Origin of the sequence: Planococcus maritimus (assembly GCF_001687625.2) — a bacterium.
Classification (GTDB): domain Bacteria; phylum Bacillota; class Bacilli; order Bacillales_A; family Planococcaceae; genus Planococcus; species Planococcus maritimus.
The window spans coordinates 1,134,989-1,148,935 of sequence record NZ_CP016538.2; the positions used below are offsets into that span (position 1 = coordinate 1,134,989).

Sequence of the window (13,947 nt, forward strand, 5' to 3'; positions counted from 1 at the left end):
GTTGATACATAATTCAGACAGTTGACAAGCGCGCCAATGTTCCGTAGCGTTATATCTTGTGAACAAATTAAAAGGAGGAGACTATATGAAGAAAGTAACAAACGTGTTTTGGATCGCGATTGTTCTAATTGCCTTGGCAGTTGGTTACGGTGCGCTTGCTCCAGAACATTTCGCGGAAGTTACCGGCAATATGGAATCATTCCTGACGACTTCGTTCGGTTGGTATTACTTATTAATCGTCTCAGTAATGGTTATCTTTTGCTTGTACTTCCTTGTCAGTCCAATGGGGCAAATTAAACTAGGGAAAGATACAGATAAACCAGAATACTCATTCGCAACATGGATTGCAATGCTGTTTTCAGCGGGCATGGGTATCGGGCTCGTATTCTGGGGTGCGGCAGAGCCGCTATCGCATTTCGCGATCGACCCGGCGACAGCTGAGCCGGGATCTCAGGAAGCGTTCCGGGAATCCATGCGGTTTACATTTTTCCACTGGGGCATCCATGCCTGGTCGATTTACGCAGTAGTTGCGTTATCGCTGGCATATTTCCAATTCCGCAAAGGCGAACCTGGACTTATTTCTTCTACACTTCGCCCGTTGTTTGGCGATCGCATGAGAGGCCCATGGGGTGTTCTTGTCGACGTTATTGCCGTGTTCGCCACAGCAGTCGGTGTAGCAACAACGCTTGGCTTTGGTGCCATCCAAATCAATGGCGGACTCGCTTATTTGTTTGACGGTATTCCTGGAGACAGCTTGATCACGCAAGTCATCATCATCGCGGTCGTTACCGTACTGTTCATGATTTCGTCTTGGTCAGGCATCAGTAAAGGGATTAAGTACCTGTCTAATACGAATATGGTATTGGCTGTCGCATTGCTCGTCATGGTCATCATTCTCGGACCGACCTTGTTGATTTTCAACATGTTCACCGATTCACTCGGCAGCTATTTCCAAAACTTGATCAACATGAGCTTCCGTGCCGCTCCGATTGATGGAGAAAACCGCTCATGGATTGATGGCTGGACCATTTTCTATTGGGCTTGGTGGATTTCATGGTCACCATTTGTTGGTATTTTCATCGCTCGCGTTTCAAAAGGCCGCACAATCCGTGAATTCCTGTTTGGCGTCTTGCTCATTCCGACGTTTATCAGCTTTATCTGGTTCGCTGCCTTTGGTACAACAGCGATCGATGTCCAAAGCAGCGGTGTCGATTTGACTGGATTGTTGACGGAAGAAACCTTGTTTGCTGTATTCAATGAATTGCCGCTTGGCATGTTATTGTCAATCGTCGCTGTGTTGTTGATCTCGACGTTTTTCATCACATCCGCTGACTCGGCAACATTCGTACTCGGCATGCAAACGTCTAACGGCTCGTTAGACCCAGCGAACGCCGTCAAGCTGACATGGGGGATTGCGCAATCGACCATCGCAGTCATCTTGCTTTTCGCAGGCGGGCTCGGCTCCTTGCAGACGGCATTAATTATCGCCGCCTTCCCGTTCTCATTCATCATGCTATTGATGATGGCGTCGTTCTACAAAGCTTTGACTCTTGAATACAAAGCGATCAAGCGCAAACGATAAACGATAAACGATAAACGATCTAAAAGGGTGCCGGAAATCCGGCACCCTTTTTCTATGGTAAGTCGCGTATAATGAAGAATGGAAATCGTCTTGAATGGGGGAATACTTTTTGGAAAAACCACATATTATGCTAATCGACGGAATGGCCGTGTTGTTCCGCTCATACTTTGCCACAGCGGGTGTCGGGCAATTTTTCCGCACGGAAAGCGGGCTTGCAACAAATGGGGTACAAGGCTTTGCGCGCCACGTGTTGACTGCTAAATCTTTGATGAAACCGACGCATATCGCCGTGTGTTGGGATATGGGTGCGCATACGTTCCGAACAGAAATGTTCGACGGCTACAAAGCAAACCGGCCCGCGCCGCCTGAAGACATGCTGCATCAATTCGACCAGGCACGTGAAGTGTCCGAGTTGCTGGGTTGGAAAAACTACGGTGAAAAAGGCATCGAGGCGGATGATTTTATCGGTTCGTTTACAAAGAAATGGCCGGATGAGGCAGATTATACGATCATTACGGGGGATAAGGACATGCTTCAACTACTGAATCCATCGGTCAAGATCGCCTTCATGAAAAAAGGCTTCCATATTTACGATCTCTATACCGATGCGCGATTCGGCGAAGAATACGGCATCTTACCAGAGCAATTCGCCGATGTGAAAGCATTTATGGGCGACCCAAGCGATGGGTATCCGGGCGTGAAAGGCATCGGGCCGAAGACGGCACTTCAATTGATCCAGCAATACGGCTCGGTTGAAGGTGTTCTCGGGCACATCGAAGAATTAAAACCAGCACAGAAAAAGAAAATCGAAGAACATCAGGATATGCTCGCATTATCAAAAAAACTAGCGGTCATCAAAGATGACCTCCAGCTGGATGTGGCACTCGAGGAAATTGCAGTGCCGGAATATTCTTCTGATTTGGTAAGGATTTGCGACGAGCGGGAATTCCACTTGCTCGCAAGGCTCCTAGAAAAATCATTCGTTTGATCGTTGTACCGGAGAAATCCGGATAAAACTCAAGACGTTTCGGTTCTTTCGGAATGACACCGCCCGCAAATTGCTCGGGCGGTTTTTTTGTCCATTGTCGTGGACATACAGCAGCAAATCGTCCTCGGTTTCTTCATAGCCAATCAGCGGCACCCAGTGATAGGCGAAAGTAGTTTCTTGTCGCCAGCGCAATGAGAAATAACGATCGAATTTCACTGCGAGCGGATTACCGGCATCAAGCTCTTGCTTGATCTGTCCGATGGAGCGCACCCGTTTGATTTCATACCGCGGGCCCAGCCATTTTTTCAGCCGCCGGATAAAGCAAAATGCACTCAAGCCAAGCGAAGTCGTCCCGAGAAATCGATAAAGCTGTCCGATTCCTGGTGTAAGCTCTTTGTGATAGCGGAGGATGGAAGCTGCAGTGATCGGCCCGCAAGCAGAAGCGCGGTAAGAAGCCGGTACCTGGTCAGCATATTGGTTCATGGCTTGAAAAGGAAGCAGCACTTTCATCATCCATCCTCCTGTCAAAATAGATTAACGCAGTTTCGCTTCGCGTTCATCGAGCAAAGTTTGCAAGGCGCTGCGGAATGTCGTATACACTTCCAAGTCGACTTGGATGCCAGCGTGAACGATTTCACGGACGAAGCGGGGATTGAAGCCCACGTAAATGCCACGCAGCCCCATCAATTTCAATGCGCTATTCAATTGCGTCAATTCCAAAGCGAGCTCATTGAAATCAAACGATTGTACATCTTGCATCGTGACGCCGGTAAAATCGAAAATGACTTGCTCCGTATCGCGATGATCCGCTGCGTATTCAAGCACTTTGGTCCGGATCGTTTCAAAACGGTCACGGAAAATATAGCCGGCAATCGGCGCAAGAATAGTATTCGGTACAATTGACGGAATGATTGGTGCAGACATATTGTGAATGACATCTTGGTAATGCGCGACAAGTTCTTTCAGTTCTTTTATTTCCTGCTGTGGATCCATATGTGCACCTCGACTTCATTTACTAGACGATATTTAAATGGTGGGATTAAGCGTTTTGTTCTTCAAGAAAATGAATGACAGAAGCCGGAGTTTTAGCGTTGGCGCTGTGCAAATGTGCTTGCTTTTCACCATTTTTGAAGATCAACAAGCTCGGGATGCCCATGACATCGTATTGCTCAGCGATTTCTGGCAGCTCGTCGCGATTGACGTCAAACCATTGGTAATTATCGTATTGTTCAATGATCGGGTCGATAAACATATCCATGCGTGTGCAATCCGGGCACCAGCCAGCTTGGAATTTTACGATGACCGGAGCATCGTTGTTAATAGTATCGTTAAATTGTTCAGTAGTGTTAAGCGATTTCATGAAATTGCCTCCTTCTATATAATCTTTATCAGTTTACCCTTTTTTTCCTGTCACTCCAAGCACTTGATTTGAAGTGCTTGAAAAATCTTCCGATTAAATATTGCGAAAATAAGAAATATAATTTACACTAAGAACAAGAAGGACAGCATTTCTTTTTTTTATCCAGAAAATGAATGAGTGTTCATTCAAAAACAGGAGGGTTTGCTCGTGTCATATAAAATTAAAAAAGCAGCCGTGCTCGGATCAGGCGTCATGGGATCTGGAATCGCAGCGCATCTAGCCAATATTGGAATTCCGGTCATGCTGCTTGACATCGTCCCGAAAGAAACAACACAAGAAGAACTAGCGAAAGGGCTGACGCTAGAAGACAAAGCAGTCCGCAATCGCATGGCCCAAACGGCTACTCAAAAATTATTGAAACAAAAACCTGCTCCACTGACACAAAACAAAAATCTGCAATTGATTACACCTGGTAATTTCGAAGACGACCTCGACAAATTATCTGATGTGGATTGGGTCATCGAAGTCATCGTGGAAAACTTGGAGATCAAAAAATCGCTTTATGAAAAAATAGATGCCGTTAGAAAACCTGGCACCATCATCTCGTCCAATACATCGGGCATCAGCATCAATGCGATGGCAGAAGGGCGCTCGGAAGATTTCCAGAAACATTTCCTCGGCACTCATTTCTTCAATCCGCCGCGCTATCTGAAACTGCTCGAAATCATTCCGGCGCACAAGACAGCTCCAGAAGTGGTCGAGTTCATGCAGCAATTCGGGGAGGACCAGCTCGGAAAAGGCGTCGTCTTAGCAAAAGACACACCGAATTTTATCGCCAACCGCATCGGAACGTATGGCTTGCTTGTCACAGTACGTGAAATGCAAAACCGAGGCTATTCTATCGGTGAAGTGGATTCGGTTACCGGACCTTTGATCGGCCGCCCGAAATCGGCGACATTCCGCACGCTCGATGTTGTCGGACTTGATACGTTTATGCATGTTTCGAGAAACGTCTATGATCAAACGGAAGGCGAAGAACAGCAAGTGTTCAAAACGCCTGACTTTATGACGCAGATGGTCGAAAACGGCTGGATTGGCGCCAAAGCGAAGCAAGGCTTCTTCCAGAAAAAAGACAAAGAAATCCTAGAGCTCGATCCAGAGACGATGGAATATCGCCCAGCGCAAAAATTGAAAACGCCTTCACAGGAAATGGCCAAGCAGCAAAAAGGCTTATCCGCCAAAATGAAAACACTCGTTTATGCAGATGATCGCACAGGTGAATTGCTATGGAGCATCCTCGCTCCAACGCTTGCCTATTCTGCACAATTACACGGTGAGATCGCAGACGACATCGTTGCCATCGACAATGCCATGAAATGGGGCTTTGGATGGGAGCAAGGGCCGTTTGAAGTATGGGATGCAATCGGGGTCAAGCAATCCACTGAAAAAATGACCGCGCAAGGTTTGGAAGTACCAACATTTGCACAAAGCTTATTGGATAAAGGATTCGATTCTTTCTATAAAGAAGAAAACGGAGACTTGTATTATTTCGATGGTTCGGATTATCAGTCGGTCCCGGTCAATGATAAAGTGATTGACTTAAAACGCTATAAGAAAAAGCACGGTGTCATCAAATCAAATTCTGGCGCAAGCTTGATCGATCTTGGAGACGGCATCGCATTGCTCGAATTCCATTCGCGTTCGAATGCGATCGGGCTCGATATTATGCAAATGATCAATTTTGCAGTGGATGAAGTCGAGAAAAACTATAAAGGGCTTGTCATCGGCAACCAAGGCAAGAATTTCTGTGTCGGCGCCAACCTTGGCATGATTTTGATGGAAGCGCAAGACGACAATATCTTTGAACTGGATTTGACGATCCGCACGTTCCAGAATGCAATGCTGAAATTGAAATACAGCTCGAAGCCGGTCGTTGCGGCACCATTCGGCATGACGCTTGGCGGCGGGGCCGAAGTCATCTTGCCAGCGGCACGCGTCCAAGCTTCGATGGAAACGTATATGGGCTTAGTTGAAGCAGGCGTCGGGCTTATTCCTGGCGGCGGCGGAAATAAAGAACTTTATATGAAGCAATTAAAAGGCTTGCCAAATCATGTGACAGCCGATTATGTCAACGTGGCAGCGGGTGTATTCGAATCGATCGCGACCGCTAAAGTGTCCACTTCAGCAGATGAGGCACGTCAAAACAACTTCCTGAACTTTGTCGATCACATCAGCGTCAATAGCGACCATTTGATCTATGATGCGAAGCAATTGGCGTTAGCGCTCCATGATAGCGGTTATCAGGCGCCGAGAAGAGAAAAAGTGCCGGTCGCAGGGGAAGCGGGCTATGCAGCCATGCTACTCGGCGCGGAAGGTATGCTATTGTCCGGCTATATTAGCGAACACGATATGAAAATCGCCAAAAAACTGGCTTATGTTTTGTCCGGAGGCAAATTGCCATACGGCACAAAAGTGGATGAACAGTATTTGCTCGATTTAGAACGTGAAGCATTCTTGAGCCTCGTTGCGGAACCGAAATCACAGCAACGCATGCAGCATATGCTCGTCAAAGGAAAACCATTACGCAATTGATCGCCGATTAGTATAGAGGAGGAAATGAAATGCGCGAAGCAGTTATTGTGGCCGGTGCTAGAACACCGGTCGGAAAAGCGAAGAAAGGTTCTCTCGCCTCGGTGCGCCCGGATGATTTCGGGGCACTGGTCGTGCGGGAAACATTGAAGCGGGCAGGATATGACGGCCCGATAGATGATTTGATCATGGGTTGTGCAATGCCAGAAGCAGAACAGGGCATGAACATCGCCCGCAATATCGGGGCGCTTGCGGGATTGCCGGATACAACGCCGGCTGTTACCGTCAACCGTTTTTGTTCATCAGGCTTGCAATCAATTGCGTATGCCGCGGAACGGATCATGGTCGGCCATGCAGAAGCAATTATTGCCGGAGGCGTCGAATCGATGAGCATGGTGCCAATGATGGGCAATGTGCTGCGGCCAAACGCCAAAATCGCTGAAACTGTCCCGCAATATTATATGAGCATGGGCCATACAGCAGAACAAGTCGCCACGCAATACGGCGTGAGCCGGGAAGACCAGGATGCGTTTGCGGTCCGTTCCCATGACAATGCAGCTCGGGCGATTGAAAAAGGCCATTTCGTCGATGAAATCGTGCCGGTCGAAGTGATCCAGCGCTATGTCGATAGCCAGAACAAATATCAGCAAAAATCATTTATGTTCGAAATGGATGAAGGAGTGCGTCACGGCACTTCTATCCAGACACTCAATAAATTACGCGCTGCGTTCTCTGCGCGCGGCACGGTGACTGCAGGGAACTCTTCCCAAACTTCTGATGGTGCTGGTTCAGTGCTCGTGATGGACCGGGAAAAAGCGGAAGCGTTAGGCCTAAAGCCAATCGCGAAATTCCGTTCATTCGCGACAGGTGGTGTCCCACCAGAAATCATGGGAATCGGTCCGGTCGTCGCAATTCCAAAAGCGTTAAAACTTGCGGGTCTGACAAAAGACGATATCGATGTTTGGGAACTGAACGAAGCATTTGCGTCTCAATCGCTCGGCGTCATCCGCGAGCTCGGCCTGGATATGGATAAGATCAATTTGAACGGAGGCGCCATCGCACTCGGCCATCCGCTCGGCGCGACAGGTTCAATTTTGACTTTGCGCATGCTTAGTGAATTAAAGCGTCAAAACAAACAATTCGGCGTCGTCACAATGTGTATCGGCGGCGGCATGGGCGCAGCTGGCGTCTTCGAAATGTTGTAAGAAGAATTTTACAGAGCGTGAAAGTAATGAAAGCTTTTTCAGTCATACAAACATAATATTCAATGCATAAAACGGAGAGATATCTAGTAGTTTGGAGAAGAGTCCGCTCGACTCCTGTGGGAAAGCGAGACGGCCGAGACCCCGCAAGGCGCGAAGCGACTGAGGAGGCTTGGACGCGAGCCCACGGAAAGCGAGCGGTACGCTTCGGAAAACTATAGGTACTACAAATCTTTCTAAAGTTAGCGTTTTCTAGAAGGGGTCAATCAAAAGATAAATTGGGAGGAATGGAAAATGGAACAACAAAAAACATTGATCAAAGGCGGAAGCTTCTTGATCGAAGATGCAGACTTATCGCGTGTGTTCACGCCGGAAGATTTCACAGAAGAGCATAAAATGATCGCTAAGACGACAGAGGATTACGTTAACACAGAAGTTATGCCTTTAGTTGAAAAGTTGGAGAACCATGAATTCGAGCATTCCGTAAACCTCTTGAAAAAAGCCGGGGAACTCGGGTTGCTTGGCGCAGACGTTCCGGAGCAATACGATGGTCTCGGGCTCGACAAAATCGCTTCAGCCTTGATCGCGGAGAAAATGTCTAAAGCAGGCGGCTTTTCTATCACGCACGGCGCTCACGTCGGCATCGGCTCGCTTCCAATTGTCTTGTTCGGTAATGACGAGCAGAAAAAGAAATACTTGCCAGTACTGGCCACAGGTGAGAAAATCGCAGCATATGCTTTGACTGAGCCAAGCTCCGGTTCGGATGCTTTGGGCGCGAAAACAGTCGCGAAACTAAACGAAGCAGGCACGCATTACGTTTTGAATGGTGAAAAGCAATGGATCACAAACGCAGGATTTGCGGATGTCTTCGTCGTTTATGCAAAAATCGATGGCGAACAGTTCTCGGCCTTTATCGTCGAGCGCGATTTCGGCGGCGTATCGGTCGGCCCGGAAGAAAAGAAAATGGGCATCAAATCATCTTCTACGCGTACATTGATTTTGGAAGACGCAGAAGTGCCGGTGGAAAACCTTCTCGGCGAAGCAGGGCGTGGGCATATCATTGCCTTTAACATTTTGAACATCGGGCGCTACAAACTGGGCGTCGGCACAATCGGCGCATCCAAGCGAGCAATGGAATTGACGATTCCTTATACAAACCAGCGCCAGCAATTCAAGACGCCAATTTCTTCTTTTAACCTGACAAAAGAGAAACTAGCGACAATGGCATCCAAATTGTATGCAGTTGAAAGTTCGGTTTACCGCACAGTCGGCTTGTTCGAGGACCGCATGAGCGGCTTTACGGACGAGCAGCAGGCAGATGGCAAACTGGTTGCGGATTCCATTGCGGAATTTGCCATCGAATGTTCGTTGAATAAATTCTTCGGGACAGAAACTTTGGATTATATTGTGGACGAAGGCGTTCAGCTGCACGGCGGTTACGGCTTTATGCAGGAATATGAAATTGAGCGCATCTACCGCGATTCCCGCATCAACCGGATCTTTGAAGGGACAAATGAAATCAATCGCTTGCTCGTGCCTGGTACGCTGCTCCGTAAAGCGATGAAAGGCGAATTGCCTCTTTTAGAGCATGCACAAGCTTTGCAAGAAGAATTGTTGATGATGATGCCGGAAGAAGTCGGTACAGAAGCTTTGGCGCAGGAAAAAGTATTGGTGAAAAACGCTAAGAAAATTGCCATTCTTGCAGCCGGGCTTGCCGCGCAAACTTACGGCAAGAAATTAGAAGCTGAGCAAGAAGTATTGGTTAACATCGCCGATATCGTCAGCAATGTATTCGCAATGGAATCCGTTGTTCTTCGTACAGAAAAAGCGATTGCAGCAAGCGGAGAAGAAAAAGCGAAGCAGAAACTTCTCTACACGCAAATTTTCTGCCAGGAAGCGTTAGAAGCTATCGAAAAAGATGCGAAAGAAACGCTCATCGCAGCAATCGATGGCGACAACCAGCGCATGATGCTGTCCGCGCTCCGCAAGTTGACGCGCTCTACGCCGTACAACTTGATCGCGAAAAAACGCGAAGCATCCGAAAAATTGATCGATGTGGAAAAATACGTCGTGTAATAGATTGGACAGAACAGGAAGGGGAAGCCCTTCCTGTTTTCAGGCTGTCGAGAAAGGTAATAAATCGCATTTTCCGAAGCTTATCGCACGACTCCGTGGGCTCGCGCCCAAGCCTCCTCGGTCGCTCTGCTCCTTGCGGGGTCTCGGTCGTCTCGCTGTTCCACTGGAGTCGAGCGAACGCTTCTCCAAATACTTAAATAGGTCTTTGATTTTTAAATGTCGAAAAGATGGTCCGATTTTAATTCGTAACTGTTTATTAAACTTCTTCAACAGTCTGAGAAAGGGAAGGAAAAACCTTTCCTTTTTTGTTTAAGACATGCAAGAAGAGGAAATTTTATAATTTTTGTATAAAGTACTTTTCTGAGCAATAGAAACGGTAAGGTTTCTTTAGTATTTAAGGTCTTTCCTTCGTTCAATACACAATAACGGATGGGAATGGAGACGGCGACTCCTGCGGAAATAGCACGAGCTGAAGACCCTGGACTGAGCGCAGCGAAGGAAGCGAAGGAAGCCGTGTCCGCGGAAAGCGTCCGTCGAAATGGACATCCGCTTTTTAATACAGGACAACCTTATTTTAAATTTAATTTGCATAAACTCCCTTCCAGTCGACTGCTCCGGGGCATTTTGATATGCTTGATTGACAAGACAGGAGGAGATTGAATGATCCAGTATTATGCTTACCCGAAATGCTCGACCTGCCAAAAAGGCAAGAAATGGCTCGAGGCGAATGGTGCGGAATTTGACTACATCGACATCGCACAAAATCCGCCTTCCGCAACACAACTAAAAGAAATCCAAGAGACAAGCGGCATCGAACTGAAAAAGTTTTTCAATACGAGCGGCAAGAAATACCGCGAACTGGAATTGAAGGAAAAACTACCGGAGATGACTGCAGACGAACAATACGAATTGCTCGCCTCAGACGGCATGCTGATCAAACGCCCGCTTGCTTGGGACGGAACACAAGCGACACTCGGCTTCAAAGAAGAAACCTATACAAATACCTGGGGCTAACAAGTCTGTCATCTTGTTTTTCATTCAGGGTTGTGGCAAACTAAAATTGAGTCAATTACATATTTGGAGGGGTTTGGATGAGCACACCACAAGAGCTTCGTTATTCAAAAGAACACGAATGGGTCAAAGTTGAAGATGGCAAAGCCACGATCGGCATTACTCATTTCGCGCAAGATGAACTTGGAGACATCGTATTTGTCGAGCTTCCGCAAGTCGGCGACGAGCTGAAAAAAGACGAGCCGTTTGGCAGCGTCGAATCCGTTAAAACGGTATCGGAATTGTATGCGCCAATCAGCGGGAAAATCGTCGAAGTCAATTCTGAGCTTGAAGACAGCCCGGAATTCGTCAACGAATCCCCTTACGAACAAGCGTGGATGGTCGTTGTGGAAGCCCCTTCCGAAGATGAGGTCAATGCCTTGATGTCAGCTGACGAATACAAAGAAATGACTAACGAGTAAGTTCCAGAAGCGCCTTTTTTTGGCGCTTTTTTTCATCTATCGTTTTCTGGGGGGATACGTATGGAGAAAGTAATAGTGGTTGAAGGGATTAGCGACAAAGCCCGCATCGCGCCATTGATTGCAGAACCCGTGACGATTCTTTGCACAAATGGTACAGTAAGTGCTACAAGACTCGAGGAGATGCTTTTGCCATTTGAAGGGCAGGATATCATCATCCTGGTCGATGCGGACGCTTCGGGCGATAAGCTGCGCAAGCTCATCAAGCGCGAGTTTCCTGAAGCGCGCCATTTCCATATCGACCGAAGTTATAAAGAGGTGGCGACGACGCCGCTGCGCAAGCTGATCGATGTGCTCATCGCAGCCGATGTACGGGTCTTAAATCCAGTAGCAGGGAATGACTAACATGAACGAATGGACACATAAAGAATGGCTGAAGGAAAAAAACACGCAGCCCGTTTCAGCATATTATTTGTATACGCCGATGTGCGGCACTTGCCAAGTGGCCAGTAAGATGCTCGGTGTGGTGGCGGAACTATTGCCGGACCTTCCGATGGGCAAAGCCAATTTGAATTATGTACAGGAAGTAGCGGAACTCTACGAAGTGGAAAGCGTGCCGTGTCTGTTGATTTCACAAGATGGCCAAGTGACGGATAAGGTCTATGCGTTTCAGTCAGTGCCTTATTTATACGAAAAATTAAAAACGGTTGACGAATACAGCCAGCCATGATAGATTTAATTTCTGAAATTAACTAAATAGCGTAGCTCTTATACAGAGAGGTGGAGGGAAGTGCCCGATGAAGCCCGGCAACCGTCATGAAAATGAAATGGTGCCAAGTCACTCAAAGTGAAAACTTTGAAAGATGAGAGAACGGTTTATTGTGTTTACACATGTGCCTTTCTGCTTATCTGAGCAGAAAGGCTTTTTTATTAGCAAAAGATTTAGGAGAGTGCCCAAACATGATTGAGTTAAAAGGATTAACAAAAGTGTTCGATACGGGAAAAGCGCGTTTAACGGCTGTCGACCATGTCGATTTAACGGTGCCATCCGGTGAAATTTTTGGCATTATCGGCTATAGCGGAGCAGGGAAAAGTACCTTGATCCGCCTGCTAAATGGCCTAGAACAGCCGAGCGAAGGATCCGTAGAAATCAATGGCCAAAACATCACGGCGATTTCAGGCCCGAAGCTCAGAAAAGCCCGTCAAAAGGTCAGCATGATCTTCCAGCATTTCAACTTGCTATGGTCACGCACCGTTCGTGAAAATATCGAATTCCCGCTGGAAATTGCCGGTGTAGGGAAGGAAGAGCGGCGCAAACGTTCTGCAGAGTTGATCGAATTGGTCGGCTTAGAAGGACGCGATAATGCATATCCGTCACAACTTTCCGGTGGGCAAAAGCAGCGCGTCGGCATCGCACGCGCACTGGCCAACGATCCAGAAGTTTTGCTTTGCGATGAAGCGACTTCAGCACTGGACCCACAAACGACCGATGCCATTTTGGATTTATTGGTCGACATTAACAAACGATTGGGCTTGACGATTGTGTTGATCACTCACGAAATGCACGTCATCCGGAAGATCTGCCACCGGGTGGCGGTCATGGAAGGCGGGCGCGTCGTCGAATTGGGCGAAGTGCTGCATGTCTTCCAGCATCCGAAAGAGAACATCACCAAAACTTTCGTCGCTCAGGTGACCGAGACGGAGGACTCAGCAGAAACCGTCCGCCATTTGCGCGAGCAATATCCGGAAGGCCAATTGGTCAAACTGATTTTCGTCGGAGACCAAGCAGAACAGCCAATCTTGACGCAGCTCATCCGGGAATATGCAGTGGAGGTCAATATCGTCCACGGCAATATCTCTCACACCCAGCGCGGGGCGTATGGTACGCTGATTCTTCAATTGAAAGGCTCTGCAGACGAAATAAGCAAAGCGATCGCTTTCCTCGGTGCACATGATGTACAGACGGAGGTGATGGGCAATGCTTGAGACTTTATTCCCGAACGTGGATTGGGCAGATATGTGGGAAGCGACACTTGAAACCATCTACATGACAGCGATGTCCACATTCTTCACTTTCGTCATAGGCTTGGTTCTAGGAATCGTTTTATTCCTGACCGCACCTAATCAATTATGGGCCAATAAAATCGTCAACTGGCTGACCGGCGCATTCGTCAATATCTTCCGGTCGATCCCTTTTATCATTTTGATCATCTTATTGATCCCGTTCACGAAATTCTTGATCGGCAGCATACGCGGACCGAACGCGGCGCTCCCGGCACTAATCATCGGAGCTGCTCCTTTTTACGCCCGAATGGTGCTCATCGCCTTGAAAGAAATTGATAAAGGCGTTATCGAGGCAGCCCGTTCGATGGGAGCGACAACGTGGACCATCATTCGCAAAGTATTGCTTCCTGAATCAAAACCGGCATTGATTTCCGGTATTACGGTAACAGCAATCGCTTTGGTTGGGTATACGGCAATGGCCGGCATTATCGGTGCTGGTGGCTTAGGAACACTAGCTTTCTTGGACGGTTTCCAAAGAAGCCGTGAGGACGTCACGTTGATGGCAACTATCGCGATTCTCGTCATTGTATTTATCGTCCAATTCATCGGCGATTATTTGACCGGAAAAGCAGACAAGCGCTAAAATCCGGATTGTCTTTAGATCATGAAAAAGATTG

Annotated in this window: 14 protein-coding genes and 1 riboswitch; of the genes, 11 read left to right on the top strand and 3 right to left on the bottom strand. The window is 47.6% G+C overall.

Going from position 1 to position 13,947, the window contains the following annotated elements; genetic code table 11:
• The first annotated feature begins 85 nt into the window (after positions 1 to 85).
• Together BBI11_RS05670 and BBI11_RS05675 are read left to right on the top strand one after the other, a co-directional pair.
• Positions 86 to 1,582 carry a glycine betaine uptake BCCT transporter gene (locus tag BBI11_RS05670; protein WP_068461387.1) on the top strand — a complete coding sequence of 499 codons (1,497 nt, stop codon included), beginning with the start codon at positions 86 to 88 and terminating at the stop codon, positions 1,580 to 1,582.
• A gap of 109 nt (positions 1,583 to 1,691) precedes the next feature.
• Positions 1,692 to 2,570, top strand: coding sequence for a 5'-3' exonuclease (locus tag BBI11_RS05675; protein ID WP_083389140.1), 879 nt, complete (start codon positions 1,692 to 1,694; stop codon positions 2,568 to 2,570).
• Here BBI11_RS05675 and BBI11_RS05680 read toward each other — a convergent pair.
• The 3 genes from BBI11_RS05680 to BBI11_RS05690 are packed head-to-tail and all read right to left on the bottom strand — an operon-like array spanning position 2,559 to position 3,930.
• Positions 2,559 to 3,083: a C39 family peptidase gene (locus BBI11_RS05680; protein ID WP_237150326.1), complete on the bottom strand. Its 525-nt coding sequence runs from the start codon at positions 3,081 to 3,083 to the stop codon at positions 2,559 to 2,561. The genes BBI11_RS05675 and BBI11_RS05680 overlap by 12 nt on opposite strands.
• A gap of 21 nt (positions 3,084 to 3,104) precedes the next feature.
• Positions 3,105 to 3,563, bottom strand: coding sequence for an STAS domain-containing protein (locus tag BBI11_RS05685; RefSeq protein ID WP_068461393.1), 459 nt, complete (start codon positions 3,561 to 3,563; stop codon positions 3,105 to 3,107).
• Between the two features lie 46 nt (positions 3,564 to 3,609).
• Complete coding sequence (locus tag BBI11_RS05690; RefSeq protein ID WP_068461394.1) at positions 3,610 to 3,930, bottom strand: thioredoxin family protein; 321 nt, start codon at positions 3,928 to 3,930, stop codon at positions 3,610 to 3,612.
• A 207-nt stretch (positions 3,931 to 4,137) separates the two neighbouring features.
• On the opposite strand from BBI11_RS05690, the gene BBI11_RS05695 reads away from it, so the two are divergent.
• From BBI11_RS05695 to BBI11_RS05735, 9 genes are all read left to right on the top strand, one after another.
• On the top strand, positions 4,138 to 6,522 hold the full coding sequence (locus BBI11_RS05695; protein ID WP_068461396.1) for a 3-hydroxyacyl-CoA dehydrogenase/enoyl-CoA hydratase family protein: 2,385 nt from the start codon (positions 4,138 to 4,140) through the stop codon (positions 6,520 to 6,522).
• Positions 6,523 to 6,551: 29 nt separating this feature from the next.
• Positions 6,552 to 7,724 (top strand): acetyl-CoA C-acetyltransferase, encoded by a 1,173-nt coding sequence (locus BBI11_RS05700; RefSeq protein WP_068461398.1) that lies wholly within the window; start codon positions 6,552 to 6,554, stop codon positions 7,722 to 7,724.
• 291 nt (positions 7,725 to 8,015) lie between these two features.
• Entirely contained in the window at positions 8,016 to 9,797 is a 1,782-nt protein-coding gene (locus tag BBI11_RS05705; RefSeq protein WP_068461400.1) for an acyl-CoA dehydrogenase family protein, read from the top strand.
• A gap of 660 nt (positions 9,798 to 10,457) precedes the next feature.
• Positions 10,458 to 10,811: an arsenate reductase family protein gene (locus BBI11_RS05710; protein ID WP_068461401.1), complete on the top strand. Its 354-nt coding sequence runs from the start codon at positions 10,458 to 10,460 to the stop codon at positions 10,809 to 10,811.
• Between the two features lie 77 nt (positions 10,812 to 10,888).
• Positions 10,889 to 11,269: a glycine cleavage system protein GcvH gene (gene gcvH, locus BBI11_RS05715; RefSeq protein ID WP_068461403.1), complete on the top strand. Its 381-nt coding sequence runs from the start codon at positions 10,889 to 10,891 to the stop codon at positions 11,267 to 11,269.
• A gap of 60 nt (positions 11,270 to 11,329) precedes the next feature.
• The gene (locus tag BBI11_RS05720; protein WP_068461405.1) at positions 11,330 to 11,671 is read left to right on the top strand and encodes a ribonuclease M5; all 342 of its coding nucleotides are present in this window, start codon (positions 11,330 to 11,332) and stop codon (positions 11,669 to 11,671) included.
• Position 11,672: 1 nt separating this feature from the next.
• Positions 11,673 to 11,996, top strand: a complete 324-nt coding sequence (locus BBI11_RS05725) for a thioredoxin family protein (protein WP_068461407.1) — start codon at positions 11,673 to 11,675, stop codon at positions 11,994 to 11,996.
• 35 nt (positions 11,997 to 12,031) lie between these two features.
• Positions 12,032 to 12,136, top strand: a riboswitch (SAM riboswitch).
• Between the two features lie 90 nt (positions 12,137 to 12,226).
• Positions 12,227 to 13,252 (top strand): methionine ABC transporter ATP-binding protein, encoded by a 1,026-nt coding sequence (locus BBI11_RS05730; RefSeq protein WP_068461408.1) that lies wholly within the window; start codon positions 12,227 to 12,229, stop codon positions 13,250 to 13,252.
• Entirely contained in the window at positions 13,245 to 13,913 is a 669-nt protein-coding gene (locus BBI11_RS05735; protein WP_068461410.1) for a methionine ABC transporter permease, read from the top strand. Before BBI11_RS05730 ends, BBI11_RS05735 begins: the two co-directional genes overlap by 8 nt.
• Positions 13,914 to 13,947: the final 34 nt, after the last annotated feature.

Coding starts and splice junctions, on each gene's coding strand:
- BBI11_RS05710 (WP_068461401.1), top strand. CDS start 10,458: ATGATCCAGTATTATGCTTACCCGAAATGCTCGACCTGCCAAAAAGGC.
- BBI11_RS05685 (WP_068461393.1), bottom strand. CDS start 3,563: ATGGATCCACAGCAGGAAATAAAAGAACTGAAAGAACTTGTCGCGCAT.
- BBI11_RS05735 (WP_068461410.1), top strand. CDS start 13,245: ATGCTTGAGACTTTATTCCCGAACGTGGATTGGGCAGATATGTGGGAA.
- BBI11_RS05670 (WP_068461387.1), top strand. CDS start 86: ATGAAGAAAGTAACAAACGTGTTTTGGATCGCGATTGTTCTAATTGCC.
- BBI11_RS05700 (WP_068461398.1), top strand. CDS start 6,552: ATGCGCGAAGCAGTTATTGTGGCCGGTGCTAGAACACCGGTCGGAAAA.
- gcvH (WP_068461403.1), top strand. CDS start 10,889: ATGAGCACACCACAAGAGCTTCGTTATTCAAAAGAACACGAATGGGTC.
- BBI11_RS05725 (WP_068461407.1), top strand. CDS start 11,673: ATGAACGAATGGACACATAAAGAATGGCTGAAGGAAAAAAACACGCAG.
- BBI11_RS05690 (WP_068461394.1), bottom strand. CDS start 3,930: ATGAAATCGCTTAACACTACTGAACAATTTAACGATACTATTAACAAC.
- BBI11_RS05705 (WP_068461400.1), top strand. CDS start 8,016: ATGGAACAACAAAAAACATTGATCAAAGGCGGAAGCTTCTTGATCGAA.
- BBI11_RS05730 (WP_068461408.1), top strand. CDS start 12,227: ATGATTGAGTTAAAAGGATTAACAAAAGTGTTCGATACGGGAAAAGCG.
- BBI11_RS05720 (WP_068461405.1), top strand. CDS start 11,330: ATGGAGAAAGTAATAGTGGTTGAAGGGATTAGCGACAAAGCCCGCATC.
- BBI11_RS05680 (WP_237150326.1), bottom strand. CDS start 3,083: ATGATGAAAGTGCTGCTTCCTTTTCAAGCCATGAACCAATATGCTGAC.